Consider the following 26,486-nt stretch of genomic DNA (forward strand, 5'->3'; position numbering starts at 1 on the left):
AACACAACCTGGAATATGTTAAACGAAATTGAAAAAAACGCAATGAGCTCACCGGATAAGGAACGCGAGGATCATGAAGTTCGCGAAGGGATAGAAACTGTAGTGCCTGATACAGAGAATCCTGAGCCAGGACCAGACGAAGAAGACGAACAAAATAAGGAAGAAGAATAATAACCAGCGGGTCTCTTTTAACCACAGTGGACACAGAATATATAAAGTTCTGTGCCCATCTCTGTTTTCTCTGTGGTGAATCGATTTATTTCAGCACCGCTTCTGTTGCGCCGTAGCCAAATTTCTCTTTATAGGCATCTAAAAAGGTTTTTACTTGCTGGTGTTTACTTAAGATCTTATGGATCTCATGCTTCAAGGTGCCGTTGCCTACACCATGAATAAAGATAACAGACGGCAGTTTATGTACGATTGCAGCATCCAGGGCCTTACGAAAATGATCGAGCTGGATCTTAATAATCTCGCTGCTGTTTAAAAAATGGTGGTCGTCGCGTAGTTTCTCAATATGTAAATCCACTTCTTTTTGTGGCTTATCTATTTGTTTTTTTTCTTCAATGGGTCTATAAAAACTCTCCTTCAATTTTTGGGCATCTACTATTAACTCTTCTTCGTCAAGACGGATGAACCAGCCTTGCTGATTAATTACCGGTACCAGCTTTTTGGAACCGGAAAAATCCTTTGCCTTGAATTTCTCTTTGAAAATCAGAGGTTTAGCAAGATCAGCTTCTTGTAATGCATGATAGAGGATATGAAATTCGAATGAAGGCCAGTTAGTCAGTTCTGTTAGAGTGGCCGTGTACACCTTGATACTCGATTCAGGAGCTAAGATGCCGGCATAAAATCCTTTATATTGGCCGTTTTTTTCAGTGTTTAATGACAGCAGTAATTGATACGAAGTGTCGTTTATAAGATGAAAGTTTACCACAGAGCCTTTATTAGGGTCGGATATGACCGCAAGAAATACCCCTTTTGTTTTAAAGTTCTCAGCGGCAATGGTTTTTTGTTCAATAACCTGGCTTTCAACCCCTTCTTCCATTCTGCCATAAACGCGCGTGACCTTACTCGCAAGAACAGGGATCTCGAAATCGTCATCACCCGTAACTCCGATCATTTCCTCATTAATAATCCGGGTAATATATCCTTCCCTTTTTTCCTCAACAAAACGAACGAACTCCCCTAATTTATATTTCATAGATTAATTAGTAATTGAATTCCTACGAAGTTAAGTGGAATAATTATTAATATCCGGTTTTTTTTAGGCTTTAATGAGCTCGCTTATGTTCGTTTTGTTTTTTGATGATATTGGGCTTTCCTGTACAGCAGATTTATTATTTGTTGTCGGTTGTCGGTCAACATGAGGGTTTTATTATAAATTCGACTTTTGAAAATTGAATATTTCATGAGTGAAGATATCTTAGCTTATTACAGGGAGGGGAGACAACTAGCTGCAGCGTCATTAAAAAAATATGACCGTTTAATTAACACTTATTCTTTTTTAAGATTATTTGTATTGCTGTCCGGCGGATTTGCTTTATACAAGAGCTTAGAGTTTGAAATGATCTGGCTTACTGAATGTGCTTTCTTTTTCATAATAGTACTTTTTGCCTGGCTCGTAAGCAAACAGGCTAAGTTCGAAGAAAGGAAACGCTTTTATACAGCTTTATTGTCAGTACATGAAAATGAAATCAATAGCATCCAGGACCAGGAAAATATGTACCAGGATGGTACCAGCTATGCGGACGATGGACATATCTATACTTCTGATCTGGATATTTTTGGAAAGAGATCTTTATTTGCACTTTTAAACCGGGCAGCAAGTATCCAGGGCTGCGACAGACTTGCCGGGTGGCTGCGTGAAAAGGCAGAAACAGAAGATGTTTTAGCGAGGCAGGAAGCACTGAAGGAACTAAGTCAGAAACGTAAATGGCTGCAGGACTTTAAGGCGCTTATGTTGTTTGCAAAAGACAATGCTGAAAATGAGGTGCGAAATTTATATAAATACCTTGAAGTACCGCTGAGCCTTCATTCACTGATAAAACTGTATGTCAGATATCAGCCCTTCGTATTCTTTCCTGCAGCGGTGATGTCTTTTTATGTTCCTTCAGTCGCGATACTTGTAGTCGTTATGGCAATGCTGAACTTTGGGCTGGTAAGTGCTCAAATGAGAAAGGTGAATACGGCCGATCGCTTGTTGGGAAAGGCCGGCAGGGTTCTGTATCATTACTCTCAGCCTTTTAAACTACTGGAAAACGAGGCCTTTAATTCAAAACTATGCAAACAGCTTAATTCGGTAATAGAAGATGAAAAGGGCGGAAGCTTTTCCCATAAAATAAAGCAGTTGTCGAAACTTTTGAATCGCCTTGAATACCGCTTGAATGTTTTCGTTGGCCCACTTTTAAACTTTTGTCTGGCCTGGGATCTGAGACAACTGATAGCTATCGAACAATGGAAACAAGCAAATAAAATTCAGATAGCCGAAGCCTTCAATTCACTTGCTGAATATGAGGCTTTAGTAAGTCTTTGCAGTCTTCACACAAACTACCCTGACTGGTGTTTCCCCGAAATAGTTGAGGGAAAAGCTTATACTTTTAAAGCCAAAAAACTTGGCCATCCCCTTATACCCGCTAAAAGCCGTGTAGAGAATGACTTTGTTTTAGAAGATGCTTTTAAGGTAGACATTATAACAGGTTCTAATATGGCTGGAAAAAGCACCTTCCTTCGCACAATAGGCATAAATATGATTCTTGCTTTAGCGGGCGCTCCAGTATGTGCTGCCCGGTTGACATTAAGTAATATGCATGTTTTTACTTATATGCGAATTAAGGACTCATTAAACGAGAATACATCGACCTTTAAGGCCGAGCTGAACCGTTTAAAACTCTTGCTGGAAACTCTGAGGGCAGATAGCAAAATATACTTCCTGATCGATGAAATGTTGAGGGGAACAAATTCGGTTGACAAATATCGTGGTTCGAAAGCCGTAATAGAAAAGTTAATCGGACAGCAGGCAGTGGGAATAGTAGCTACTCACGACCTACAGATAGCCCGACTGGAAGATAAGTATCCCCAATACGTAAGGAACTATTATTTTGATATCCAATTAAACGGTGTGGATATGCATTTTGATTATAAGCTGAAAAATGGAGAGTGTACTACCTTTAATGCTTCACAACTACTGAGGCAACTCGGTATTGAAGTTGAGGAGGGATAAAACCTGAAAGAGCTTTTAACAGGCTCCACGGTGCCTTTTTAAAATATCATAAAAAAAGGAGCAAAAATGCTCCTCAATTACTCATCGAACTATATAATGTATTTTCAATCGCTTTATATACAGTGTTTAACGTGCTGTACTCTCGGGAGGTTACAAGAAAGATAAAAAAGCTCACCGGATACTTATGATCTTTTCAGGAAGTCGATATTCCGCTTCAAACCTGAAAATTTGGTGCGTTTGACTGCCGAGTTTTTGAAAACTCTTTGAAATACCTCTTCAGTAAGATCTTCCCAGTCGCTTTTTTTCATATCCGGAAGGCTGGGATGAGGATTAAAAGCGGCTTCATTGTGCAGGGTGGAAAAACGGTTCCAGGGACAAACATCCTGACATACGTCACATCCAAACATCCAATTATCCATCTTTTGGCTGAATTCTGCCGGGATCTCGTCTTTCAGTTCTATGGTGAGGTATGATATGCAACGGCTTCCATCAACTATATAAGGAGCAACAATAGCATCAGTTGGACATGCATCTATACATCTGGTACACGTTCCGCAGTGGTCTTTCGTAGATGGTGTATCGTATTCGAGCTCGAGGTCAATAATAAGCTCAGCAAGAAAGAAGAACGACCCTGCATTTTTGTTTAAAAGATTTGCATTCTTCCCAATCCAGCCGTTACCAGATCTTTTTGCCCAGGCTTTGTCAAGTACCGGAGCTGAATCAACAAAAGCACGGCCAGATACTTCTCCGATCTGATCTGTGATCGATGCCAAAAGCAATTTAAGCTTGTTTTTAATCACGAAATGATAGTCGTTTCCGTAAGCATAACGTGAAATTTTTGGTGCTTCGGGATCAGACTGCTGCGGCTCGGTAAAGTAGTTAAGGCCAAGAGAAATAACTGATCTGGCATTATCAACCAATTTCCTTGGATCGAGCCTTTTGTCGAAATGGTTTTCCATATAGGTCATCTTTCCATGATAACCTTTATTCAACCAATCCTCCAAACGCGGAGCTTCGTCCTCCAAGAACTCCGCTTTAGATATGCCACAAAAAACGAAGCCAAGCTTTGAAGCCTCTTCCTTTATCAATTGGCTATATCTAACCTTGTTACTCCACATTTCGTTACAAAAATACACAATTGCATAGCATTATACGCACTACTGATACTTCCTAATTATGGCCGGTTTATTGTATAATCATCTATATAGATCAGAGAAACTCTTATAACACGCAATATTTAAGTACTATGAAAACAAAAAAGAATACACTTGCGGTCTTGTTAGCAATGATAATGGCAGCAACAGCGCCTGTTCAGGCGCAGGAAAAGCAGGAAGACAAAATTGCCAAATCTGCTGAGATACTTACAGATTTCAGAACTATGAAAGAGTCGATCCCTGAACAGCTGATCCAGCAAGCGGAAGGTATGGTCATTATTCCAAGTCTTATCAATGCGGGGCTCGGAATAGGCGGGAAAAGAGGGAAGGGCATTGCAGTGGTGAAAGACGCCAACGGGCAATGGAGTGATCCGGTGTTCGTAACGCTTACAGGCGGAAGCTTCGGATTGCAGGCAGGTGTGCAGTCGGTAGACCTAGTACTAGTATTTAAAAACCGGTCTACCCTAATTGGTGTTGGCAAAGGTACTTTTAACCTTGGTGGCGATCTCTCCGTCGCAGCCGGTCCGGTTGGACGAAGTACCACCGCAGATACTGACTACAAGCTTGAAGCAGAAGTGTACTCCTATTCAAGAAGCAAGGGATTGTTTGCCGGCATCAGTCTTAATGGCTCAGTTCTTAGTGTTGACGAAAACGCCAATTCTGCCTTTTACGGAAAAAAAGTTACAGCAACGTCTGTATTTGCAGCTCCTAACGATGCACCAGCATCTTCTGTAAAGTCGTTAAGAACCGCCCTTGACGCATTCTAGATGAATGCAACTAAGAGGGTAAGAGGTTCTTTGCGGCATTTAAACCAAAGACCATTCATAAAAAAGGCAAACCTCTAAGTTTGCCTTTTTTATGAATCATTTATCTATTGTTAAAATGTCCGGATCTGTTGTTCCCACCGCCATTACGGTTGAAGCCACCGCCGCTACCACCACGTGGCGCAGGACTTCCGTCTTCTTTAGCCTCAGTAACCATAATTTTTTGACCGTAGTAATCACCTCCGTTCATATTCCTTATAGCTTCTTTAGCCTCAGCATCGTTCGGCATTTCAACAAACCCAAAACCTCTGCTTTGGCCTGTCTCACGGTCTTTTACAATTCGTAATGACCTTACTTGCCCGAAGTCACCGAAGACTTCCTTTAATTCAGGCTCACTTACTTGAAGTGGGAGCCCTTTAATAAAAATTTTCATTAATATCTAAAAAATTTGATGTATGTGAGTTTCTGACGACTCAATTCGATAAAGCACTCATTACAGATGAACGCCTTTTAATTAAATCAAATGAATCTACGGATTGGACAGTAGAAAACTTAAATAAAAAGCCGTTTTCTATAATGTCTGCAAGTTACGCATAATAATTAACAAAAGATGTTAATTAGTGCATTCTTATATTTAAATGACTAATTACACACTCTGTTTCACAGTTATATTCCCGCGGAAGCAGAATGTGGCACTACGCTCGTAAAACGACCATCTATGTTTATCACATTGATAGGGTTGACCCTATAATACCGGTTGTTGTTTGAGCCGATATAATACTCGCCAAACCGCACTTTGTCTCTCTTTATTTCAGCCTGGTCATTTTCTGTTAAATTACCCAAAATGCCGGCTGCCTCCGTCTCAGATAGAATTTTTTCCATATATGTGGTATTTTAAAGTGATTCCATATCACCTAACGAATATTTTACAATTAGTTTGCCAAACTATTACGAAACCTAATTTTTATTAAATTAATATTCGTATATACATGTTAGACCAGCCTGCTTTGAAAAGGCTTAATTGTATAGTATACGTAACTTGTTATAAATAGATTCTTCTATTTTTTGAAATGTAACAAAGTCTAGTAATTAGGGTCAAATCCAAAAATTAGAACGAATGATTAATAACCATGAAATAGATTACCAGATACATGGTGAGGAAATGCAGTATGTAGAAGTGGAGCTCGATCCACAGGAAACAGCAATAGCCGAAGCAGGCGCCTTTATGATGATGGAGGAAGGCATTCAGATGGAAACAATTTTTGGTGACGGAAGCCAGCAGCAAAGCGGTATTCTTGGAAAATTGTTTAGTGCAGGAAAGCGGTTGCTGACAGGTGAGAGCCTATTTATGACAGCCTACACTAATGTAGCTTATGGAAAGAAAAAAGTCAGCTTCGCTTCTCCATACCCCGGAAAGATCATTCCATTAGATCTGCTTCGTTTAGGCGGAAAGATCGTATGTCAGAAGGATGCATTTTTGTGTGCAGCTAAAGGGGTAAGTGTGAGCATCGAATTTCAGCGTAAACTGGGAGCCGGTTTCTTTGGAGGTGAGGGTTTCATCATGCAAAAGTTAGAAGGCGACGGCCTGGCTTTTGTTCACGCAGGAGGACACGTCACAGAAAGGGAGCTTCAGGCCGGAGAGTTGCTTAAGGTAGATACAGGTTGTTTAGTAGCCTTTACCAGGGAAGTGACTTATGACATTCAGTTTGTTGGTGGAATAAAGAATACACTTTTCGGAGGAGAAGGAGTGTTTTTTGCTACTTTAAGAGGGCCGGGAAAGGTATGGATACAAACTCTGCCTATCAGCAGACTCGCAGGACGGATACTTCAATATGCTACAACGAATAGAAAAGAAGAAGGAAGTATCTTAGGAGGCTTGGGTAATCTTCTGGATGGTGATGGAAGATAGCTTTTAAGTGATAAGTTTTAAGTTGAGGATTTAAGGTTAAATTGACAATTAGCCGTTGGGGCACTTCTTGCAGCGCTTGCCTTTTTTATATTTTTTGCAGCACTTTTTATAATCACAGCAGGAAATCATAGAACAAATACCCTTCATAAACTCGGGGTCGGTAGGCAATGCTTTCTTTGAATCGTCCTCGTAACTTACTCTTACACAATCTTCCATTTCGCTGCAAAGATAGTTGTTTAGAATTGGTCCAAACAAATGTTTTATTTTTTTTCTGGGGAAGTGGTATCATGAAAGATACTACTCCTTAGTTCTTGTGATAGCTCCCTTGTTACGGCTATGATGTCATCTGCTACGTGAGCATTATTTAAAATCACCCTGTCCGCAGTGTCTTTGTAAGGCAACAGATATGAATTATATGCAGGTATAACATGGTTTAACCATTGGTACATGATCATATCCCTGGTATACCCCCGCTCGACGGTATCTCTTTTTATCCTCCTGTTAAGTGTCAACTCTTCGTCGGCATCCATAAAGATCCGCATATCGAAAAGTTCAGCTACTTCCTGAAAGTGAAATATAAACAAGCCTTCTACAATGATAATAGGAGATGAGCGGATTGTAAGCATCCGTGCTTTCTCTTCGTTTACGTTAAAGGTATATTCTTTTTTTTGAATAGTGCCTCCAGATATCAGTACTTTAAGATCGTCAAGAAGCTTATTATCTTCAATGCATACCGGTAGATCAAAGTTTATCCAGCCGTTTTCATCAACAGGCTGCACTTCTTTAGGCTTATAGTAATCATCCTGGGAGATCAGGCAAATCTCCGAGTCTGAGAAATGGTTTAAAAAACAGTTTAAAAAAAATGTTTTGCCTGAGCCGCTTCCACCTGCAACCCCTACTACGAATGGCTTATTCATTGGGCATACCGTAGTCAATATTTACCTGAAAGCGTTTATCTAATGCTCCCAACAGATCCGCAGTGGCTTTTGTAAGAACGATTATTACGTCTTTGGTAGTTTCGTTTTCAGTAAACTTTCCCACTACCTTCGCAAAGGTGGTTCGATCTGTCATCGGATTGGTAATTTTGATGACCGTACCTACGGGTGCAGTCCGGTGTAAGGCAAGCATTTTGGTTGCATCCAGGTTTTCATCTGCAATCCATACGGCCACACCCCGCTCAGACCGTTCGGTAACGCCAAGCCTGCTTGTCGCTATTTTCGGTCTTTCCACATGGAAGGTATCTCCAACGCTTGAGTTTACTACAGAATTACCAATAGCTGCTGCAACCGGGTTTTGAGTGTAAGTAGCGGTCGTCCCTCCCGGAACTTTTAATACTTGTCCCACACTGAGGCTGTTGCTTCTCAAATTGTTTAAACGCCGGATCTCTTCGATAGTAGTGTTAAATTTCTGAGCGATCCGATAAAGGGTTTCTTTGGGTTGGACTGTATAGTCTCCAAGAGGTTCTGTCTTCGATTCGGCATCAGATTGTTGCCGGGACTTATTCTCAGACTTTGGCGTAGAGAAAGGTCTTTGAGTAGGTACTTTTAGCAATATGCCAATCTGAAGGGGGATATTATTATTGAGAGCTATTATGTCCTTTGGTGGAACACTGTAAAGGCGGCCTATAGAATAGTAAGATTCTTTTGGAGCAACTTTATGTACGATGACCTGGTTGCCATTACTGTTTTCTACGCCTACAGAGTCTATTCTGTTACTGTAGGCTGAAGCCTGTAAGGTAAAGATGGTGCATAGAACCGCCAATATAGAACGCATTTTGCTATAATCTCCGTTTGTCATTAAGTGTGCAATTATACTAAATAGGAAACAATTTCCCGTTTCTCACCACGTATACAGAATAAATTGTGTCGAGATATAAAGAACGCTTCAGGATTGAGCTTTTGTATATTTTCTTCCAAATTATCCTGAATTAAAATATTATTACCTTGCGATATAATGAGTTGCTGTGTAAGATTGCCCCCTTTTTTTATATGATAGGCGTAGCAATTTTTGTCGTCAATAGATAAAACCCATACCGGGCCTTCCACATTAGCAGGGAAGAAGGAGGGCAGTTCTTTCGAATTGTTGATGATATCGGGTAAACGGATGTCCTGCTCATAAGAGGTATAGTGTTGTATGTTATTTGCAATCGGCATTCCATTTTCGGGCTTAAGCAATTCAAGCCGCCTGGGCTGAATTCTGGGGTCATAGGTAACCAAACCATCCACGGATACTGCCTGTAAAGTTTTATTGTATTGCTGCCATTCAAGGGCTCCGTTTCGGTTTAAGGCAATTATCCCTTTATGTTCCGGACTCTGTTCTGATATATAACTATGCAGGAATATCAGGCCCTCATGTGCTTTATCAAGGCTCCATAGCCAGCTGTCTTCAACACTTTGCTCCTTAAAAAGGCAGGTTCCTGTCTCGAAATTGTAAGCAGAGTATTCGGAAATATGATTTTCCGGATCCCTGGTTTCAACTGCTATGACAGGTTCTTGTTCATCCAATACTACTTTCCAGATAATTCCCCTGAACTTTTCCTTTAGAAAAGGCTTTAATGTATATTTATCATCAGAATGCATTTTTCAAACTTAGATAATTCATTTTAATATCCTTAATTTAATAAATCTCTTATGCGATACCTAAAACAGTATATTTTCTTCCTCTTAGCCTTGAGTTACATTTCTGCAAATGCACAGCGAAAGCCTGTATATGTTTTCGAAATGAAGGATGAAATAGGCCCCGGAGCCTGGCGTTTAACCCAGAAAGCTTTCACGAAGGCCAGGGAAGCCAATGCAGGAACAATACTTATCAGGATGAATACCTATGGGGGCATGGTAGACTATGCTGATTCCATACGTACAAAGCTTCTACAGTCGCCAATTAAGACAATTGTATTTATAGATAATAACGCCGCCTCGGCAGGTGCACTGATCGCTATTGCTTGTGACCGGATTTATATGGCAAAAGGAGCAGGAATAGGGGCTGCAAGTGTTGTCAATCCAAAGGGGGAGATCATGCCTGAAAAATATCAGTCATTCATGCGTGGTTTGATGCGTTCCACCGCAGAGGCTAAAGGTCGTGATCCTAAAATCGCTGAAGCTTTTGTTGATCCTGATGTAAGTATCCCTGACGTATCGCCCAAAGGAAAAGTGCTTACGCTTACGAGCGCAGAGGCCATAAAAGTGGGATATTGTGTTGCCGAACTTAACGATGTGGAGGCGGTCTTAAAAGCCGAAGGTTTGGATGGAAGTTCTGTGATCCAACATCATGTTAGTGTGATGGATAAGGTTCTTGCCTTCCTGATAAGTCCTGCAATAAGCGGGATCCTGATCCTTCTGATTATTGGGGGTATTTATTTCGAAATGCAAAGTCCTGGAATCGGATTTGCCCTACTCGTCTCAGTGGTTGCTGCATTACTATATTTTGCGCCATTATATCTTGAGGGGCTTGCCGCCCATTGGGAGATCGGATTGTTCATTCTCGGGATCATTTTATTACTTCTCGAACTGTTTGTGATTCCCGGATTTGGCGTCGCCGGAATTTTGGGCATTATTTGTATAATAGCCGGATTGGCTTTGAGTTTAGTCCTGAATAATTGGTTTGACTTTACCGTTACAGGATCTGAAAAACTTACCAGTGCATTAATATTGGTACTTGGGGCGATGGTGCTTTCGGTCGTAGTGTCGGTAGTACTGGGTAAATCCATCATGCGTACGCCTGTATTTCAACGTCTGGTTTTGCAAGACGAGCAACGGGCCAGGCTGGGATATGTAAGTGGTAAACAATCAGGAGATCTCGTAAACAAAACGGGCATCGCGAAAACAGATATGAGACCATCAGGTAAGGTAGAAATCGATGGCAAGTGGTATGATGCGGTCGCTCTTGATGGATATATTGAACAGGGCAGAGGAGTATTGGTTGAAAAACAGGAGAATTATAATGTATTTGTGAGGAAGATAAACAGCTAAAACCTTTATTCCTGAATAGGGTTTTGTATGAATCAGATTAAAATCTAATAGATATATGAAAGCAGAAGAAATCGGACTTGAAGAAGTAAAAGTCAAACCTATAGTTGACCATTTGAATGACCTTTTGGCTAACTACCATATCCATTATCAAAAATTGAGAGGCTGTCACTGGAATGTAAAAGGCAAGAGCTTCTTTACACTGCACGCAAAGTTTGAAGAACTTTATACTAATGCTATAGCAACTATTGATGAACTTGCAGAGCGCATTCTAACCTTGGGTAAGGCTCCGATAAGTACCTATAAAAGTTACCTGGAGGTGTCAAGGATCAAAGAAATAAATACGGAAGGAGTGGAAGATGTGCAGCTTGTGAGTGCTATTCTTGATGATTTTTCCGCACTGATAGAGATTGAAAGGGAAATTATGGAACTTACCTCTCAGTCCGGCGATGACGGAACGAATGACATGATCAATAAATTCATGCAGTTCAAAGAAAAGAATACCTGGATGTTAAGAGCTTTTTGCGGTAAAAACTAAAATTACTCCCCGGAAGGTGGCACATCGTTGTCACCTTTTTCAGAAATTACAAAAGTCTTATACTTAGGATTATGAAGCATATGGTTGATATTCATAAGTTTATTGTCGATATCTTCAATGCTTTTTCTGATTTCCTGAATGAGCTCCTTATCTTCCATCAGATCTTCCTCTTCAAGGATTAACAGCCCCTTAATTGTTGCTATAGGGCTTCTTATTTCATGGGAGAGGTGAGAAGAGTACTGTGATAATTTAAAGTTCTTGTCTTCAAGGTCCTGTGTTCTTTCTTTGATGATCAGCTCCTGATTTTGATTTACCCGGTTTAGATTTTCGCGCTGCAAGGAGATCTCTTCGTTCAGTTCTCTGAGCTGTCGATAAGTTTTCGCTCTCTTCTTTGACTGCAGCACCAGTAGGGTAATCACCACGAGGGATAAAAGGAGCACAATAGCCGTTGCTGCAAAAATTACACGGCTGGTTTTTTGTCGCTCAAGAAGGATCTCCGTTTGTTTCTGTTGTTCAATGAATTTAAACTGTTCCTGGTGGAGGGTTATCTTTTTGCTTTCGACGCTGTTCAGTGCAATGCTATCTATCTTAAACTTCTTTCTCAAGTGCATTAATGCCTGCTCATAGTTTTTCTTTGCAAACTCCAGCTCGTATGATGTATGTATGTAATCTTCTTCTAATTTTTTATCCTGAGATAACCGGGCGTTTTGAATCCCTTCGTTAATTAGGTCTTGTGCTTTTTGGTAGTTTTTTTCCCTGATGTAGATTGATGCCAGCGTCAGATTTATACTTCCGACATTATTGTAAAACTTCTTCTTTTTTGCGAGTTCATTTGCCCTGGTAAGTAAATCTTTAGCCTTGGCGTGCTGGTTGAGTTTTTCATATATTATGCCTTCATACTGAAGTATCAAAGCTGTCCCAACACTGTTCTTTGTTTTTTGAAAGTATTCGTGACTCTGGTTAAGGGTTTTTAATGCGAGATCATATTTTTCCTGTTTGATTTGAATGTGGGCAATATTGATGTAACAACCAGCGGTCAATTCTTCCAGGTTAAGTTTTTGTGATATTTTGAGGCACTTTTGAAAATAGTTTAATGATTTTTCAACATCATAGTACTTATAAAGGTTGCCAATATTATTATAAACCTTAGCTTCGCCCTCCCCGTAGCGGGTTGTTTTGAACAGACTCAAAGCCATTGAATACTTCGCTATCGCAGTGTCATTCTCTCCCAAGTACGCGTAGCCGATTCCTATAACGCGGTAGGCTTCAGCCATGCCAAGTTCAAAATTTATTTTTCTTGCAACTTCTAAAGCTTGTTTTCCCGTATTAATGGTTTTTCGCGGGTCGGTTAAGCGGATTTTGTACGAAAGAGCATTTAAATTTTCTACCTGCAAACTATCAGCGCGGTATTGTTGTTGACAATAAGCCGTACACTGATTAAGAAAATATAGAAAAAGTAGAAGTTTTATTTTCATTTGAAATAATGGCTTAAAATACAAAAAATTTATCCCTCTTTTGTAAAATATTTTATTTTTATAAATTACATTTTATTTAACGCAACTTTAAGAATTATGAAAAAAGTTTTATTTGCAGCAATCGCTATCAGCATTGCTTTCGCCTCATGTAAAAAGGAATCTGATGAAGTTAAACCGGCCAAGATTGAGAAAAAGGTGCTGGATGGTGAAGAAGATGGTGGAGACAAGAAAACAGGCGGAAACGGTTGGGATTAATTTTTAATCCCATTAAATCCACCTGCATATCCTCTTATATTTGTAAAAAAAATCGGATAATATGCAGGAAATTAAACATTACGCAGAAGCAAACAAGCAGCGCTTCTTAGAAGAGCTGTTTGAATTGCTTCGTCTACCTTCCGTAAGCGCTGATCCCAAATTCAAAGATGATGTTTTGAAAACAGCGGATTATGTTGCTGAAAAACTAAGCGCAGCCGGAGCTGATAACGTAGAGGTTTGTACAACAGCTGGTTATCCCATTGTTTACGGCGAAAAGATCATCGATCCTTCGAAACCCACAGTGCTTGTATACGGGCACTATGATGTGCAACCTCCCGATCCTCTTGAGCTCTGGGTTAGCCCTCCTTTTGAACCTACAGTCAGGGATGAAAAGATCTTTGCAAGGGGTGCCTGCGATGATAAAGGGCAATTCTTCATGCATGTTAAGGCATTTGAATTGATGATGCAGACAAATACACTTCCCTGCAACATCAAATTTATGATTGAAGGGGAAGAAGAAGTAGGCTCTGATAATTTAGGCTCCTTTGTGACCGAAAATAAAGAACGCTTGAAGGCTGATGTGGTACTTATTTCTGATACCGCAATGATCAGCCTTGAAACACCTTCCCTGGAAACAGGATTAAGAGGCCTGTCTTATCTGGAAGTTGAAGTTACGGGTCCCAACAGAGACTTGCACTCCGGTGTGTACGGGGGCGCAGTTGCTAATCCGGCAACTATCCTTTGTCAATTAATTGCTTCATTACATGACGCGAATAACCATATTACCATCCCCGGATTTTATGACGATGTGGAACATTTGAGTGAAGAAGACCGCGAAATGTTAAATGCTGCGCCTTATGATGAAGAAGAATTTAAGAAAGATTTGGCGGTTGACGAATTATGGGGTGAACAAGGATATTCCACCATAGAAAGGACAGGCACAAGGCCTACCCTGGAAGTGAACGGAATATGGGGAGGCTATATCGGAGAGGGGGCTAAAACGGTTTTACCTTCCAAAGCCTCTGCAAAAATTTCTATGCGGTTGGTACCAAACCAAAGTTCTGCAAAGATCACTGAACTTTTTATCAGGCATTTTGAGAGCATTGCTCCAAGATATGTAAAAGTGAAAGTTACGCCGCATCACGGAGGTGAACCTGTGGTAACTCCTACAGACAGTATAGCCTTCAAAGCTGCGGAAAAAGCCATAGAAGAGTCTTTTGGTAAAAAGCCCATTCCCACACGGGGGGGAGGAAGTATACCGATCGTTGCACTGTTTGAAAAAGAACTGGGTATAAAAACCGTATTGATGGGTTTCGGTTTAGACAGTGATAATCTTCATTCGCCTAACGAGAAGTTTGATATTGCTAACTACTTCAAAGGCATCGAAACTATTCCTTTATTTCATAGATATTTTGCTGAGCTGAGTAACAAATAGGCAACAAATAGAGGTACATAACTGAGTGGGCTTTTATTAGTAACAGAAGCTCATTCAGTTAAATTCTCAGCTTTTTTTTCTTCGATCTTTGTTATAATTCTGCCCTTCTTTAAATCGATCCTTATAAGTGCATACAGGCTCATATAGATGTTTGCAATCCATACAAGTGAGAACCCGGCAATGAGATATCCTCTCCAGTCTGTGTAAAGTAATTTGTATCCCGTTATCAACAAGAACAGGATGGTAACATAATGACTAAAACAATATTCGCAGGTAAACAGATAAAAGAATTTTCGCTGCAGCAGGCGTCTGCCATTTTGTGACCTTTTCACACAAAATTCTCTCGGTTCTTTAAAAACTTCTTCATGGGTTACTGTCCATGCTATACAGGCAATAGGTATGGCAAGTAAAAATAGGTGAATAATTTGTTCCGAAAGTTCCATTATCACTTAAGTACAGTGATAGCGTGCAATTGTTTTACGCTACCCTGGCATACTCTGCAAAGAAAGTTTAGTCAGGAAATTTTGGAGCATATCGAACATGTTTGGTTTAGAACTGTTTGACATCCATACTATTGATTTTGGAAGAACTATGAACCGGCCTTTAAAGATTACTTTAATAATCATTGGAACAATATTAGGGCTGGTTGCTCTCATCTGGCTCGGAGTTGCTGCCTATGTAACAACACACAGGGAAAAAGTGCTGAATACGATAACGGCGCAGCTAAATGAAAATATCACCGGAGTTTTGGCTGTTGAAAAAATGGAACCTTCATTAATACGTGGGTTTCCCGGCGTCTCGGTATCGCTTAAGAATGTTTTACTTAAAGACAGTTTATTTGATGTTCATGGACACAACCTGTTGAAAGCGAAGGAAGTTTTTGTATCTGTAAATGCCTTTTCGATCATAACGGGCAAGCCAAATATACAGACGATCAGAATAGACGACGGGGACATTTATTTATATACTGATAGCTCCGGATATCGAAATACCCAGCTTTTCAGATCGACGACAGCATCATCCGGAAATAGCAGACCCAAAAGAAGGATAAGTGGAATTTATTTGAACCGGGTTCGCGTTACCCTCGATAACAAATTTAAGGGAAAGCTCTTCAGCTTCGATGTTCATCAGCTTTCCGCGAAATTAAAATACAAACGGCATACCTGGATAGCCAATGTCAAGCTAAAAAGCTTTGTAAAAGCACTGGCATTTAATATTGAAAAAGGAAGTTATCTAAAAGATAAAATGCTTCAAACAAAACTCAATATGGAATATGACCACCGCTCGCATATATTATCAATTCCTTTGCAGGAAATGATCATCGATAAGGACAAATTAAAAATAGGAGGTAATTTTTCGTTTGCACCGTATTCCTCCAACTTTATATTAAATATCGAAGCGCCCAGCTTGAGTCTTAGTTTCGCCCGAACCTTGCTCACGCCGGGGCTTTCAGGTAAACTAAGCATGTATAATCTTGAAAAGCCAATTGAGGTGAATGCATTGATAAAAGGAAGATTAAAAGGGAAGAACATACCCTTAATCAATATAAAGTGGAATGTGGTGAATAATACGCTTATGCTGCCTGGCGAAACAATCACTAACTGCAGTTTTAAAGGGAGTTTTAGCAACGAGTTCCAAAGGGGGCAACCTCGCACTGATCCGAATTCAATAGTCAGTATTTATAAACTGAAAGGGAAATGGTCGGGGATTGGCTTCCAGGCGGATACAGTTAAGGTATGGAATCTGCAGAAGCCTATAATAGAAGGGAGATTTAGTTCAGATTTCCAATTGTCGAAGTTGAACACCTTAACGGCTTCCGAAACGTTTAATATAACGAAAGGGCGGGCCAGACTAAACTTGCTGTACAGGGCACCGTTTGCACAGAACGCGGAGGTTGAACCTTATATTTTTGGAAGTATCAGAATCAACGATGCGGGGCTGATATATGTGCCAAGGGGAGTAAGGTTTGCTAACGTTAGTGGGCTTGTTGAATTTAAGGGACAGCATCTTTTTCTGAGAAATATGAAGATGCAAAGCGGTTCAACCAAACTGGATATGTACGGTTCCGTATTGGATTTCGTGAATTTATATTATTCTAATCCAGGAAAAATGTTGCTCGACTGGCATGTGCAGAGCCCCAGGATCAATCTTGGTGAATTTGTGGCTTTTCTTGGTGCCCGTAGTGCAGGACCATCTGTACGCAACTCCCGAAGCGGGATAAGGAAGGTCTTCGGACAGCTGAACAACGTCTTAAATCAGGCCAATGTCAAAGTAGAGCTCCAGGCACATGAACTGCTTTATAAACGATTTTTAGGATCAGATGCATATTCCAGCCTTAGCCTCAATCAATCAAACATATCGCTGAACAGGGCGAGCCTTCGCCATGCTGGCGGTTCTTTAGACCTTAAAGGGAATATAGATCAGGGTAGCAGCGTGAATAAATTTGCGCTGGACGCCACCTTGAAGAATGTCGACATTCGCAAGCTTTTCTACGCTTTTGAGAACTTCGGACAATCAGGTATCAGTTACGAAAACCTCATTGGCAAGCTCTCAGCCAGGGCAAAAGTGCGCGGATTGATAAGAAATACCGGCCAAACCGTCCCTAAATCTTTCTTTGGAAAAGTAAGCTTTAACCTGCAGCAGGGAGCACTTATCAACTATGAACCGATGGAGAAGATCGGGAACTTTGCCTTTCGAAAAAGGAACTTTTCAAACATTACCTTAAATAGCCTCAGTAATGAATTGGATATCCGGGGAGACAAGGTTTATATCCCACGGATGGTCATACAGTCAAGTGTTCTAAATTTAATTGTAGAAGGAGTGTACGGTATTCCTACTGGCACAAATATCTCCTTATCTATTCCGATCAGAAATCCCGGTAAAGACGTTTTTTTATCGGACAGTCTTAAAGAAAAAAGATTAAAGAGGGGAATCGTAATCAATCTGAACGCTGTAGATGGCGAAGATGGCCGGGTAAAATTTAAGCTTGGCAAGTCAAATGATGATGATGATGATGATGCAAACTAACATCAGGCAATATTCGGTCTCATAAACAGCCCTAAAGCAAACACTTAGGGACTGAACTTGTTAAGACTGGTAAATTTAATCACATATTTATGAGAAAGTTCGTTTTTACTCTTACCACAACCGTTCTTTTGGGCTTTAGTGCTCTAACCTCTGTAGCAGCGGTAAGCGATAAGGCGCCCAAAAAGGAGCATGCTTTAACCGCAGAACAAGAAATTAAACTTCAGAGAATCGAGAACCGGGTTCTTGAAATTAAGAATATGGATAAATCAGATCTGTCCCGTTCAGAGCGCAAAGCTTTAAAGAAAGAACTTCGCGACATGAATCAGCAGGCAAGAGCAATCACAGGAGGAGGCGTTTACCTTTCTGTGGGTGCGATTATCATAATCATCCTTTTATTAATTCTTATACTTTAAGAAATAATTATTTCTGTAAAACAAAGAGAGCCACGTAAGTGGCTCTCTTTGTTTGTTAATTTTAAATATGGATATTGAATGGGACTCCCTTTTTCTTGGCGATGAACCTGCCGGTTTTTTGTTGGAGGTTTTGCTCAGGTCATTCGTGATGTTTTGCTGTATTCTCATTGCTCTGCGAGCTTCTGGAAAACGGGGAATTAAGCAGCTTTCTATTTTTGAGCTGGTGATCATTATTGGTCTGGGTTCGGCGGCTGGAGATCCTATGTTTTATAAAGACGTTGGGCTCTTACCGGCCTTCCTGGTTTTCATTGTTATTGTTGGTCTTTACCGCCTAGTTACCTGGTTTAGCGGGAAGTCGCAGAATTTTGAGCATCTGTTGGAGGGCAAACCTCTCTACCTCATACGCGATGGCAAATTTTCCATCTCTGACTTTGATAAAGAAGACTTGTCTCAGGACGAGTTTTTCAGCGAACTAAGATTGCAGCAGGTAGAACATCTGGGCCAGATAAAAAGTGCTGTTATGGAAACAACAGGGGAGGTGAGCTTGCTTTTTTATCCGGATAAGGAGGTGAAATACGGCTTGCCGCTCTACCCGGACCTGTATCAAAAAAAGAGTTCGGTGATCCATAAAGCTGGTTTATATGCCTGTGCGTATTGCGGAAATACACAGGAACTCGAATCTGCCCGGGCTTGCGATATTTGCGGCCATATTGAATGGGTTGCCGCTATGAATACCACGAGGATAGCCTGATTAGAAGAAAACTGCTTAGTTAGAAAGTAGTTTGCTATTGAAGTCGACAATTAATTTAAAAAGATTCTCGTATGCATTTAGGGGGAGGGTAGATGCTATATCGTAAACATCGTGGTATGCTTTAATGCCCCCCATTGTGTATATAAAAAATGATGGAATACCCATCTGGCTAAACCAGTAATGATCGCTGTTTGCCGCCTTACCCCGCGAATTGATCCTGGTTAAATATCCTGACCGGGTGTTTATTTGTTTCAGCAGATCAAATTCTTTTTTAAACTCCGTGGCATTAACTACCGTGATTCCTTCATTGCCTGTCCCTGTAAGGTCCATATTAAGTAAAAAGCGAATATTGCGCAGGTCGAATGGAGGCTGTTCGCTGAAGTGTTTTGAGCCAAGGAGGCCTGCTTCCTCTCCGGAGAAACATATAAAGGCTACCGAATAAGGAAGAGGGTTTTGTGCATAATATTTTGCCAGATCTAAAAGCAGGGAGATACCGCTTGCATTGTCATTTGCTCCGGGAAAGTAGGTGTCGGCTCCCATGCCTCCCAAATGATCATAGTGGGCTGTCAATACAAGGATTGAATCAGGCTCGGTAGTCCCCCTTACTATCCCGCAAACATTGGAGGCTTTGAAATCTTTTACAAACTGGTTCTCAATGTTCACGTTCAGACTAACAGGCCGCGTATTTATCCGGCCTCTGTCTATCTTTATTACTGTAGGCGCCACAACTTCCTCCGAAACAGACCATGTTAATTTATTCTCTAATGAGACTAATATGTTGCCTTCCCGATCTGTAAAATGGATGCTGTCTTTTTGGATCAGTGTGACGGACGACTTTATTCCCGGGCTTGCTGGTCCAACTATAAAGTCCTTTCCCGGTAATAGTTTGCTGCCATTTAGTTCCACATACATTTTGCCCGGAAAGGTGTTTACTGGATAGCTGTAGTCCTGAAAGTACGATCCCTTGATCAAAGGAGCCACACCATAGGCTTTGAATTCTTTCATCAAAAACAGGGCAGCCTTTTGCATGCCGTCCCTGGTATAACCCCTTCCCCAAAAATAAGGCGACGTTAAAGTGTCCACCAGGTTACGCGCAAACTGTAGATTTTGAGCAAATGCAGAGTTTAATAGCAAACATAAAAGAGCAGTGACTGATGTTTTCATTCTGTAGATCCAGGATTTATCTTTTATACCGGCGCCATATCTGGTACCAGTTCTTATTTGCGGGATAGTTTCTATGCGAGGTGCTGTTATTCACTATCAGGGCTACCGATAACAATATCAGAACGCCTGATAAGACAGGGTTAATGAGGTATAAATATCCTAAATTCTTTATTTTTTCCGAGCCAATGTTTGCAATAAGTGCTGTAGCTCCTCCGGGCGGATGGAGGGTCTTGGTAATTTGCATTAAAACGATCGACAGTGATACAGATAGTGCGGAAGACAGCCAAACCTCCTGGGGAATTAAACGATGAACAGTAACCCCTACAAAAGCACACACAAGATGACCTCCCACCAGGTTACGCGGCTGGGCCAGGGGACTGTTAATGATTCCATAGATCAGTACTGATGATGCTCCGAAGGAACCGATTAAAAATAAGTTGTCGACCGAACTAAATCGTAAACTGTTCAGCAAGCCGATAATCCCAATGCCGATAAATGAGCCTAGAAATGTCCAGAAGTGCTCTCTGAAGTCAACCAGAGTTTCTTTATAGAATATATAGCGGGTAATTCGTGCATGTCTCTTAATTCTTTGTCTCATATCCCTTATAAAAGCGCAAAAATAGACAAATGGCTTTTATCCGGTAAAAGAATAATTATAAACCATCCCTGACATCGTTTTTTGAGTCAGAGATGATCTAATATTACAGTTTGTTTTCCGCTTCAACAACCTGATCTTTCTGTTCAAGGTCTTGTGCTTGTGGATTCTGATCGCCTATAGAAGGCGAGTTGGAGATCACGGGTTTTTTAGAGCCCCTACCTTTGCTTTCTCCTTGCAGCGTTTGACCAGTCTTAACCTGATCTTCGGGAAGTGGTTCCGGAGTGCTGAAATCGGCTGCATGTCCTTCTTCAGGACTGGTTTCAGTTGAAGCTTTCTTTATTTCCTGAACGATGGTTTTATCTATCCTTACTATTCCTGCAAGTTTTTTAGCTAACTGTTTAGACGCCTTGTTTATCTCTTTAGTAACTTTTTTCGATTCATGCCCAAGATTGCCGATTACCTCTTTAAGATGAGCGTTGATGTTTACTTCCAGTTCTTTCCTGGTGTTTTTTCGGGCGCTTTTAATCAGTGTTTTATTTTTTACTTTACTCATTGTGATGTAGCATTTATCAGTCAAAGCTACATTAACTTTAAATTGAAGGTGCATTATCTTTATGTTAAGAGTCTTTGGCTTCATAACATAAACAACACTTGTTTACATAAGTTTGCAAGCCCGTCGAATCAGTTAACAATCCTCAATTTTGCAAATTTAAGAAGCAGTTGTTTCTGGCCAAGACCCTGAAAAAAGATAGTAGCTTTCATTTCAGGCTTGTTACCTTCCAGGTTGATCACCTTTCCAAAGCCAAAGCGTTCATGCTCAACCTCCATGCCTACCTGCAGGTTACTGGTATCGGAAGGGGCGAAACCTTCAGTCGGGACGTGTGCTTTGGGCAGTATAGAAGTTGTTTTAGGTGCTGCCGGTTTAGGTTTAGTAAAGGCATCTCCGGAAGTGGAAGGCTTGCTGCTCCAGGCAGTACGTTCTTCAAAGAATGGATTTCCTGCCGGTGATTTTTGCGGTTGCTTGAAGTCCAATTCTAAATATCTTGCATCGATCTCGTCAATAAATCTGCTCGGTTCACAACTTGTTAGCGAACCCCAGCGGTATCTGGAAGTAGCATACGAAACAGTTAACTTCTTTTCTGCCCGGGTGATGGCTACATAAAATAGACGCCTTTCCTCCTCAAGGTCCGACCGTGAGTTGAGTGACATTTGTGAAGGAAACAGGTTTTCCTCAAGACCCACGACATAAACGTGCGGAAATTCAAGTCCCTTTGCAGAGTGAATAGTCATCAATGAAACCGTATCTGCATTGGGATTTTTGTCGTTATCATCATTAGTTAAGAGAGCGACATCCTGCATGAAGATATCAAGAGTTCTTTGGTCGATGTCTTCGCGCTCACTAAATTCTTTGATACCATTCATCAATTCCTGGATGTTCTCATATCTGCTCAAGCCTTCTACTGATTTGTCATCATATAAGTCTTTAAGCAAGCCTGAATGTTGAGCGATGTGTAAAGCAGCATCGTAAGCTGAGCTATTTTTTGCCATCACCTGGAAGCTCTGGATCATAGTTCCAAAATTAGCAACAGGGCCTGCGCTTCTTGGTTCAATGTATTTATGAGCATCAATGATCGTTTCCCATAAGGTCAGGTTATTTTTGTCGGCAGCTACAATGATACGTTCAACCGTTGTGTCGCCTATGCCTCTTTTGGGATAGTTTATTACCCTCTTTAAAGCTTCCTCATCGTTTGGATTAAAAGTGATCCTGAAATAAGCTATCAGATCTTTAATCTCCTTACGTTGATAAAAAGATAATCCCCCATAGATCTTATAAGGTACATTCAACTTTCTCAAAGCCTCCTCCATTGCCCTTGACTGGGCATTAGTGCGATAGAGTATAGCGAAATTCTTGTAGTCCATTCCCCTCACAGCGCGCTCCTGCATAATACTTTCCGCTACAATCTTTCCCTCTTCATTATCGCTGAAGGCTCTTGCAATTTTTATCTTGTCACCTTCTTCATTTTGAGAAAAAACATCTTTTTTGAGCTGGTTTTTATTATTGGCAATGATGCTGTTGGCTACATTTACAATATTCTGCGTTGAACGGTAGTTTTGCTCCAGCTTAAATACCTTAAGATCCGGGTAGTCTTTTTCGAAGTTCAGGATGTTCTGAATATTAGCACCCCTGAATGCATAAATACTTTGTGCATCGTCACCAACTACGCAAATGTTTTCGGTAATGGCGGCAAGTTTTTTTACTATAAGGTATTGGGAATAGTTAGTATCCTGGTACTCATCTACCATCAGGTATTTAAACTTGTTCTGATATTTATACAGAACATCAGGATGTTCTCTTAACAGAACGTTTGTTTTAAATAAAAGGTCGTCGAAGTCCATGGCACCTGCTTTGTAACAACGTGCCGCGTAGATCTGATATATCTCACCCATGCGCCCTCTTCCGGTCGAAAAATCTTCAGCCTGGATGTGTTCGTTTTTCAGGTATTCAGCAGGAGATATCAGGTTGTTTTTTGCAGATGAAATGCGGCTGTATACAAAGTTCGCATTGTATAATTTATCATCCAGCTGTTGCTCTTTCAATATTGCCCTGATCAGGCTCTTGCTGTCATCAGTATCATAGATGGTAAAATTGCTTGGATAACCTATTTTTTCGGCCTCCACTCTTAATATTTTTGCAAATACAGAGTGGAAAGTTCCCATCCATATGTTTTTTGCTTCTGTGCCAACTACGCTGGTGATCCTGTCACGCATTTCCTTGGCAGCTTTATTGGTAAAGGTTAAAACTAGAATGTTGAAAGCGTCAACACCTGATTTGATAAGATGTGCTACCCGATAGGTAATCACCCGTGTTTTACCTGATCCGGCACCCGCCACAATCATCACCGGCCCTTTAATCTGCTCTACCGCTGCCCTTTGAGTGGAATTTAATCCCTTTAAATAATCCAAACCTGCTCCTTATTTTGAAAACGCTAAATTAAAAAATGAGGGCCATATTAGGAGTATTTTTTTGACCATCATAATCGGGTTGAAGTTTCTGAAGGTTTCTATATATTGGCTTAAATTTTGTTTGTTAAGATAATTATGAGAAAATTTATAACTATCGGCGTACTTGCAGCTACAGTCGCACTGTTTGATATGTGTGCGGTGAATCCGGTAACTGGAAAGAAGCAGATTGTGTTAATGTCTGAGGAACAGGAGATTGAACTTGGCAAGCAATCCGATCCTGAAATTATACAGCAATTTGGCTTATATGAAGATAAGGCATTGCAAGAGTTCATTAATCAAAAGGGCAAAGAGATGGCGGCGGTATCGCACCGGCCCGATCTTCAATACCAGTTCCGAATCGTCGATTCTGACATATTGAACGCTTTTGCTGTGCCGGGAGGTTATGTTTACTTCACCAGGGGCATAATGGCCCATTTTAACAACGAAGCTGAATTTGCTGGTGTGTTAGGGCACGAAATAGGGCATATTACAGCACGCCACTCCGTTATACAGCAGCGAAATGCAATGCTCGGGCAGATTGGATTAATAGCAGGCATGGTGATAGCGCCTGAATTAACCGACTTTGCTCAAACAGCATCTCAGGGCATGCAGTTGTTGTTTTTAAAGTTCGGACGCGATGATGAAAGGCAATCAGACGATCTTGGTGTAGAATATTCTTCCAAAATTGGCTATGACGCTCAGCAAATGGCGGGCTTTTTTAATACCCTTAAGCGTAAATCGGCACAAACCTCGTCGGAGGAGTTACCTGCATTTTTATCAACACATCCAGACCCGGGCGACCGTAATGTGGCTGTTTCAAAACTAGCATCGCAGTGGAAACAGCAGCTGAATCTCTCGGTTCCAAAAGTTAACCGTGATACATATCTGCGACGGATCGACGGCATCATTTACGGAGAGGATCCTAAACAAGGTTTTGTTGAAAATAGCATTTTCTATCATCCTGTTCTAAAGATCCAGTTTACTATACCTTCCGGCTGGGCGTCCCAAAATTCGCCTCAAACGTTTCAGATGGCTTCTAAAGACGGAAAAGCCATGATGCTGCTGAATATGGCGCCGGGTAAAACGTTGAAGGAAGCTGCGGATGCTGTGCTTAAACAATATGGTCTTACCTTGACAGGATCATCTGAAACTACTGTAAACGGGCTGCCTGCTATCAGGATACAAGCGAATCAGGTCTTAGAGCAGGGAACATTAAGCACTCTTTCATATCTTATTCAGCACGGGGGAAATATCTATCATTTGATAGGAGTAGCGGCACAAGCTGACTATAATAACTATGCTTCTTTATTTGCAGGCAGTATGCAGAGTTTCAGAAACCTTACAGACGCATCAAAACTAAACCGTAAGCCGGAAAGGGTTCGCATTAAAACGGTCAAACAAACCGGAACACTTGAGCAGGCTCTTAAAAGTTATAATGCGCCTGTAAAACGATATGAAGAACTCGCCATTTTAAATGGAATGACTCTAAAGGATAAAGTCCAGCAAGGAAGTTTGTTTAAAGTGATAGAGCAATAGAATTTCGATCAGGGGCTTATGATGCCGCAGTATAAAATTCTTCTTTTTCAGAAGTATGGATGTGAATCACCCCTGATAAAACCAGGTTAACCAATATCCTTTGAGCCCTTCTCCTCGATAAGTTGAGTAATTTGCTATATTCTTTTGCTGTAATTCGTTCGTTGTAATCAAGGTATTCCAGGAGAGATTTCTCTTTTGATGAGTATTCTATTAAAACACCGTCCTCTTTCGAGCTGCCTTTCAGAACATCAACCACAATTTTGCTCGCCAGAAGGCTTTTATCTTTGACCCTGATATAAACCCACCATTTTTTGTCTTCGCCCAGAGCGTAGTGAGGTTTTGTATCGCTCTCTTTAATTTCTGCAACGAGAACAATTTTATCGTCTATATACACTTCTTCAAAGATGGGCTCAATAACCGGTCGGCAAAAAAAAGTCCCCGCTTTCTCAAGCATAAATTTTTCTTCTTCTTCAGCTTTGACGCCTTTTATAGTGCCGTTGTCGAGTACGCCCACCAATAGTTTCCCCCCTTTATTGTTAGCAAAAGCCACCAGGGTCTTTGCTATTTTTTCGCAGGATGTTATCGTCTTTTTGAAGTCAAGATTAAAACCTTCTCCTTCAAATATTAGTTGCTTAATGTGATATGGTTTCAAATTCATCAGGTATTTAATCCTGTATCAAACATTTTTGTTTGTTAAGCTTCAATTAAATGGCGGATATAAATCTCATTCTTAACTAAAGCGCATAGCTGGCCATTCTTATCAGAAACTTCCGTAAGATACGTTTTCAAAAATTTCTCCCCGGATTGTAAGACGGTACACACTTCTTCAATATCTTCCTTAGATAAACGGATTTCAAAATACAAAGAAGTTCGGCCCGGCTTAATAAAATCAACCTCGGTATGCTTCACCCAAATCCTGGTCTTGTAACCCCTTCTCAACAATATCTCATGAAATAAAATAGGGTAAAACGGATCGGCCGCACAAAATATGGTACCTCCAAATATAGAACGATTATAGTTGATGTTTAATATACTCCGCGCAATTTTTACATTTACCCCCATAAAGCCTTTATGGAATTCCATCACCCAAATTCTTTGCAGGAGCAGTGGCGGATAGATACGCATCGCCCATTTTAGTGCTCTTTCTGAAACTACCATACCTCACGAATATCAACTTTAATTAAAAAAATAGCAATTAAATAATTTTGTGCTTAAACATTTTTTAAGAAATGAAGTTGAAACTTTTGAGTATTAAAAACTTAAAATAAAAAAAGCTAGC

Annotated in this window: 27 protein-coding genes; 12 read left to right on the plus strand and 15 right to left on the minus strand. The window is 40.7% G+C overall.

Annotated elements, in window-relative coordinates; all coding sequences use genetic code 11:
- Positions 1-15 precede the first annotated feature (15 nt).
- Positions 16-171, plus strand: coding sequence for a hypothetical protein (locus J3P37_RS17010; RefSeq protein ID WP_256012554.1), 156 nt, complete (start codon positions 16-18; stop codon positions 169-171).
- 85 nt (positions 172-256) lie between these two features.
- Here the strand turns inward: J3P37_RS17010 and J3P37_RS17015 are convergent, their stop codons facing one another.
- A complete protein-coding gene (locus tag J3P37_RS17015) occupies positions 257-1,201 on the minus strand; it encodes a Smr/MutS family protein (protein ID WP_256012555.1) in 945 nt (314 codons plus the stop codon).
- 207 nt (positions 1,202-1,408) lie between these two features.
- Here J3P37_RS17015 and J3P37_RS17020 point away from each other — a divergent pair, with 207 nt between their 5' ends.
- Complete coding sequence (locus J3P37_RS17020) at positions 1,409-3,220, plus strand: MutS-related protein (protein WP_256012556.1); 1,812 nt, start codon at positions 1,409-1,411, stop codon at positions 3,218-3,220.
- Between the two features lie 182 nt (positions 3,221-3,402).
- On the opposite strand, the gene queG is transcribed toward J3P37_RS17020, so the two are convergent.
- Positions 3,403-4,338, minus strand: a complete 936-nt coding sequence (gene queG, locus J3P37_RS17025; RefSeq protein WP_256012557.1) for a tRNA epoxyqueuosine(34) reductase QueG — start codon at positions 4,336-4,338, stop codon at positions 3,403-3,405.
- A 128-nt stretch (positions 4,339-4,466) separates the two neighbouring features.
- Between queG and J3P37_RS17030 the strand changes: the two genes are divergently transcribed.
- Complete coding sequence (locus J3P37_RS17030) at positions 4,467-5,141, plus strand: lipid-binding SYLF domain-containing protein (RefSeq protein ID WP_256012558.1); 675 nt, start codon at positions 4,467-4,469, stop codon at positions 5,139-5,141.
- A 100-nt stretch (positions 5,142-5,241) separates the two neighbouring features.
- Here the strand turns inward: J3P37_RS17030 and J3P37_RS17035 are convergent, their stop codons facing one another.
- Both J3P37_RS17035 and J3P37_RS17040 read right to left on the minus strand, forming a co-directional pair.
- Entirely contained in the window at positions 5,242-5,571 is a 330-nt protein-coding gene (locus J3P37_RS17035; protein WP_256012559.1) for an RNA recognition motif domain-containing protein, read from the minus strand.
- Between the two features lie 233 nt (positions 5,572-5,804).
- Positions 5,805-6,020: a hypothetical protein gene (locus J3P37_RS17040; protein WP_256012560.1), complete on the minus strand. Its 216-nt coding sequence runs from the start codon at positions 6,018-6,020 to the stop codon at positions 5,805-5,807.
- A 235-nt stretch (positions 6,021-6,255) separates the two neighbouring features.
- On the opposite strand from J3P37_RS17040, the gene J3P37_RS17045 reads away from it, so the two are divergent.
- On the plus strand, positions 6,256-7,047 hold the full coding sequence (locus J3P37_RS17045) for a TIGR00266 family protein (protein WP_305121181.1): 792 nt from the start codon (positions 6,256-6,258) through the stop codon (positions 7,045-7,047).
- Between the two features lie 260 nt (positions 7,048-7,307).
- Here J3P37_RS17045 and J3P37_RS17050 read toward each other — a convergent pair whose 3' ends face one another.
- Genes J3P37_RS17050 through J3P37_RS17060 form a run of 3 tightly spaced genes read right to left on the minus strand, consistent with a single transcriptional unit; the run spans position 7,308 to position 9,626 of the window.
- A complete protein-coding gene (locus tag J3P37_RS17050) occupies positions 7,308-7,964 on the minus strand; it encodes a uridine kinase family protein (protein ID WP_256012561.1) in 657 nt (218 codons plus the stop codon).
- A complete protein-coding gene (locus J3P37_RS17055) occupies positions 7,957-8,844 on the minus strand; it encodes a septal ring lytic transglycosylase RlpA family protein (RefSeq protein WP_256012562.1) in 888 nt (295 codons plus the stop codon). The genes J3P37_RS17050 and J3P37_RS17055 overlap by 8 nt, the downstream gene beginning before the upstream one ends.
- Positions 8,845-8,855: 11 nt before the next feature.
- Complete coding sequence (locus tag J3P37_RS17060) at positions 8,856-9,626, minus strand: DUF4905 domain-containing protein (RefSeq protein ID WP_256012563.1); 771 nt, start codon at positions 9,624-9,626, stop codon at positions 8,856-8,858.
- A gap of 51 nt (positions 9,627-9,677) precedes the next feature.
- Between J3P37_RS17060 and J3P37_RS17065 the strand changes: the two genes are divergently transcribed.
- Together J3P37_RS17065 and J3P37_RS17070 are read left to right on the plus strand one after the other, a co-directional pair.
- The gene (locus tag J3P37_RS17065) at positions 9,678-11,015 is read left to right on the plus strand and encodes an NfeD family protein (RefSeq protein WP_256012564.1); all 1,338 of its coding nucleotides are present in this window, start codon (positions 9,678-9,680) and stop codon (positions 11,013-11,015) included.
- A gap of 55 nt (positions 11,016-11,070) precedes the next feature.
- Positions 11,071-11,550 (plus strand): Dps family protein, encoded by a 480-nt coding sequence (locus tag J3P37_RS17070; protein ID WP_256012565.1) that lies wholly within the window; start codon positions 11,071-11,073, stop codon positions 11,548-11,550.
- A gap of 2 nt (positions 11,551-11,552) precedes the next feature.
- Here the strand turns inward: J3P37_RS17070 and J3P37_RS17075 are convergent, their stop codons facing one another.
- Positions 11,553-13,025, minus strand: a complete 1,473-nt coding sequence (locus tag J3P37_RS17075; protein WP_256012566.1) for a tetratricopeptide repeat protein — start codon at positions 13,023-13,025, stop codon at positions 11,553-11,555.
- A 96-nt stretch (positions 13,026-13,121) separates the two neighbouring features.
- On the opposite strand from J3P37_RS17075, the gene J3P37_RS17080 reads away from it, so the two are divergent.
- A complete protein-coding gene (locus J3P37_RS17080; protein ID WP_256012567.1) occupies positions 13,122-13,280 on the plus strand; it encodes a hypothetical protein in 159 nt (52 codons plus the stop codon).
- A 61-nt stretch (positions 13,281-13,341) separates the two neighbouring features.
- Entirely contained in the window at positions 13,342-14,715 is a 1,374-nt protein-coding gene (locus tag J3P37_RS17085; RefSeq protein WP_256012568.1) for a dipeptidase, read from the plus strand.
- Between the two features lie 50 nt (positions 14,716-14,765).
- On the opposite strand, the gene J3P37_RS17090 is transcribed toward J3P37_RS17085, so the two are convergent.
- Complete coding sequence (locus tag J3P37_RS17090) at positions 14,766-15,158, minus strand: hypothetical protein (protein WP_256012569.1); 393 nt, start codon at positions 15,156-15,158, stop codon at positions 14,766-14,768.
- A gap of 97 nt (positions 15,159-15,255) precedes the next feature.
- Between J3P37_RS17090 and J3P37_RS17095 the strand changes: the two genes are divergently transcribed.
- The 3 genes from J3P37_RS17095 (at position 15,256) to J3P37_RS17105 (ending at position 18,906) form a co-directional block, all read left to right on the plus strand.
- Entirely contained in the window at positions 15,256-17,742 is a 2,487-nt protein-coding gene (locus J3P37_RS17095; RefSeq protein WP_256012570.1) for an AsmA family protein, read from the plus strand.
- An 89-nt stretch (positions 17,743-17,831) separates the two neighbouring features.
- Positions 17,832-18,155, plus strand: a complete 324-nt coding sequence (locus tag J3P37_RS17100; RefSeq protein ID WP_256012571.1) for a hypothetical protein — start codon at positions 17,832-17,834, stop codon at positions 18,153-18,155.
- 67 nt (positions 18,156-18,222) lie between these two features.
- On the plus strand, positions 18,223-18,906 hold the full coding sequence (locus J3P37_RS17105) for a DUF421 domain-containing protein (protein ID WP_256012572.1): 684 nt from the start codon (positions 18,223-18,225) through the stop codon (positions 18,904-18,906).
- A gap of 15 nt (positions 18,907-18,921) precedes the next feature.
- On the opposite strand, the gene J3P37_RS17110 is transcribed toward J3P37_RS17105, so the two are convergent.
- From J3P37_RS17110 to J3P37_RS17125, 4 genes are all read right to left on the minus strand, one after another.
- Positions 18,922-20,070: a M28 family metallopeptidase gene (locus J3P37_RS17110; protein WP_256012573.1), complete on the minus strand. Its 1,149-nt coding sequence runs from the start codon at positions 20,068-20,070 to the stop codon at positions 18,922-18,924.
- 16 nt (positions 20,071-20,086) lie between these two features.
- A complete protein-coding gene (locus J3P37_RS17115; RefSeq protein WP_256012574.1) occupies positions 20,087-20,668 on the minus strand; it encodes an HPP family protein in 582 nt (193 codons plus the stop codon).
- 103 nt (positions 20,669-20,771) lie between these two features.
- Positions 20,772-21,221 carry a hypothetical protein gene (locus J3P37_RS17120; RefSeq protein WP_256012575.1) on the minus strand — a complete coding sequence of 150 codons (450 nt, stop codon included), beginning with the start codon at positions 21,219-21,221 and terminating at the stop codon, positions 20,772-20,774.
- A 128-nt stretch (positions 21,222-21,349) separates the two neighbouring features.
- A complete protein-coding gene (locus J3P37_RS17125; protein WP_256012576.1) occupies positions 21,350-23,632 on the minus strand; it encodes an ATP-dependent helicase in 2,283 nt (760 codons plus the stop codon).
- Positions 23,633-23,767: 135 nt separating this feature from the next.
- Here J3P37_RS17125 and J3P37_RS17130 point away from each other — a divergent pair, with 135 nt between their 5' ends.
- Positions 23,768-25,207, plus strand: coding sequence for a M48 family metalloprotease (locus tag J3P37_RS17130; RefSeq protein ID WP_256012577.1), 1,440 nt, complete (start codon positions 23,768-23,770; stop codon positions 25,205-25,207).
- Positions 25,208-25,223: 16 nt separating this feature from the next.
- Here the strand turns inward: J3P37_RS17130 and J3P37_RS17135 are convergent, their stop codons facing one another.
- Entirely contained in the window at positions 25,224-25,865 is a 642-nt protein-coding gene (locus J3P37_RS17135) for an AlbA family DNA-binding domain-containing protein (RefSeq protein ID WP_256012578.1), read from the minus strand.
- 35 nt (positions 25,866-25,900) lie between these two features.
- A complete protein-coding gene (locus tag J3P37_RS17140; RefSeq protein ID WP_256012579.1) occupies positions 25,901-26,365 on the minus strand; it encodes a DUF4442 domain-containing protein in 465 nt (154 codons plus the stop codon).
- Between the last annotated feature and the right edge of the window lie 121 nt (positions 26,366-26,486).

The sequence above is a fragment of the Desertivirga xinjiangensis genome, assembly GCF_024436435.1.
In the GTDB taxonomy this organism is placed as follows: Bacteria; Bacteroidota; Bacteroidia; order Sphingobacteriales; family Sphingobacteriaceae; genus Desertivirga; species Desertivirga xinjiangensis.

What these genes read in the sequence shown, in the direction of transcription:
- J3P37_RS17010 (WP_256012554.1), top strand. Translation starts at nt 16, where the DNA reads ATGTTAAACGAAATTGAAAAAAACGCAATGAGCTCACCGGATAAGGAA.
- J3P37_RS17015 (WP_256012555.1), bottom strand. Translation starts at nt 1,201, where the DNA reads ATGAAATATAAATTAGGGGAGTTCGTTCGTTTTGTTGAGGAAAAAAGG.
- J3P37_RS17020 (WP_256012556.1), top strand. Translation starts at nt 1,409, where the DNA reads ATGAGTGAAGATATCTTAGCTTATTACAGGGAGGGGAGACAACTAGCT.
- queG (WP_256012557.1), bottom strand. Translation starts at nt 4,338, where the DNA reads ATGTGGAGTAACAAGGTTAGATATAGCCAATTGATAAAGGAAGAGGCT.
- J3P37_RS17030 (WP_256012558.1), top strand. Translation starts at nt 4,467, where the DNA reads ATGAAAACAAAAAAGAATACACTTGCGGTCTTGTTAGCAATGATAATG.
- J3P37_RS17035 (WP_256012559.1), bottom strand. Translation starts at nt 5,571, where the DNA reads ATGAAAATTTTTATTAAAGGGCTCCCACTTCAAGTAAGTGAGCCTGAA.
- J3P37_RS17040 (WP_256012560.1), bottom strand. Translation starts at nt 6,020, where the DNA reads ATGGAAAAAATTCTATCTGAGACGGAGGCAGCCGGCATTTTGGGTAAT.
- J3P37_RS17045 (WP_305121181.1), top strand. Translation starts at nt 6,256, where the DNA reads ATGATTAATAACCATGAAATAGATTACCAGATACATGGTGAGGAAATG.
- J3P37_RS17050 (WP_256012561.1), bottom strand. Translation starts at nt 7,964, where the DNA reads ATGAATAAGCCATTCGTAGTAGGGGTTGCAGGTGGAAGCGGCTCAGGC.
- J3P37_RS17055 (WP_256012562.1), bottom strand. Translation starts at nt 8,844, where the DNA reads ATGACAAACGGAGATTATAGCAAAATGCGTTCTATATTGGCGGTTCTA.
- J3P37_RS17060 (WP_256012563.1), bottom strand. Translation starts at nt 9,626, where the DNA reads ATGCATTCTGATGATAAATATACATTAAAGCCTTTTCTAAAGGAAAAG.
- J3P37_RS17065 (WP_256012564.1), top strand. Translation starts at nt 9,678, where the DNA reads ATGCGATACCTAAAACAGTATATTTTCTTCCTCTTAGCCTTGAGTTAC.
- J3P37_RS17070 (WP_256012565.1), top strand. Translation starts at nt 11,071, where the DNA reads ATGAAAGCAGAAGAAATCGGACTTGAAGAAGTAAAAGTCAAACCTATA.
- J3P37_RS17075 (WP_256012566.1), bottom strand. Translation starts at nt 13,025, where the DNA reads ATGAAAATAAAACTTCTACTTTTTCTATATTTTCTTAATCAGTGTACG.
- J3P37_RS17080 (WP_256012567.1), top strand. Translation starts at nt 13,122, where the DNA reads ATGAAAAAAGTTTTATTTGCAGCAATCGCTATCAGCATTGCTTTCGCC.
- J3P37_RS17085 (WP_256012568.1), top strand. Translation starts at nt 13,342, where the DNA reads ATGCAGGAAATTAAACATTACGCAGAAGCAAACAAGCAGCGCTTCTTA.
- J3P37_RS17090 (WP_256012569.1), bottom strand. Translation starts at nt 15,158, where the DNA reads ATGGAACTTTCGGAACAAATTATTCACCTATTTTTACTTGCCATACCT.
- J3P37_RS17095 (WP_256012570.1), top strand. Translation starts at nt 15,256, where the DNA reads ATGTTTGGTTTAGAACTGTTTGACATCCATACTATTGATTTTGGAAGA.
- J3P37_RS17100 (WP_256012571.1), top strand. Translation starts at nt 17,832, where the DNA reads ATGAGAAAGTTCGTTTTTACTCTTACCACAACCGTTCTTTTGGGCTTT.
- J3P37_RS17105 (WP_256012572.1), top strand. Translation starts at nt 18,223, where the DNA reads ATGGATATTGAATGGGACTCCCTTTTTCTTGGCGATGAACCTGCCGGT.
- J3P37_RS17110 (WP_256012573.1), bottom strand. Translation starts at nt 20,070, where the DNA reads ATGAAAACATCAGTCACTGCTCTTTTATGTTTGCTATTAAACTCTGCA.
- J3P37_RS17115 (WP_256012574.1), bottom strand. Translation starts at nt 20,668, where the DNA reads ATGAGACAAAGAATTAAGAGACATGCACGAATTACCCGCTATATATTC.
- J3P37_RS17120 (WP_256012575.1), bottom strand. Translation starts at nt 21,221, where the DNA reads ATGAGTAAAGTAAAAAATAAAACACTGATTAAAAGCGCCCGAAAAAAC.
- J3P37_RS17130 (WP_256012577.1), top strand. Translation starts at nt 23,768, where the DNA reads ATGAGAAAATTTATAACTATCGGCGTACTTGCAGCTACAGTCGCACTG.
- J3P37_RS17135 (WP_256012578.1), bottom strand. Translation starts at nt 25,865, where the DNA reads ATGAATTTGAAACCATATCACATTAAGCAACTAATATTTGAAGGAGAA.
- J3P37_RS17140 (WP_256012579.1), bottom strand. Translation starts at nt 26,365, where the DNA reads ATGGTAGTTTCAGAAAGAGCACTAAAATGGGCGATGCGTATCTATCCG.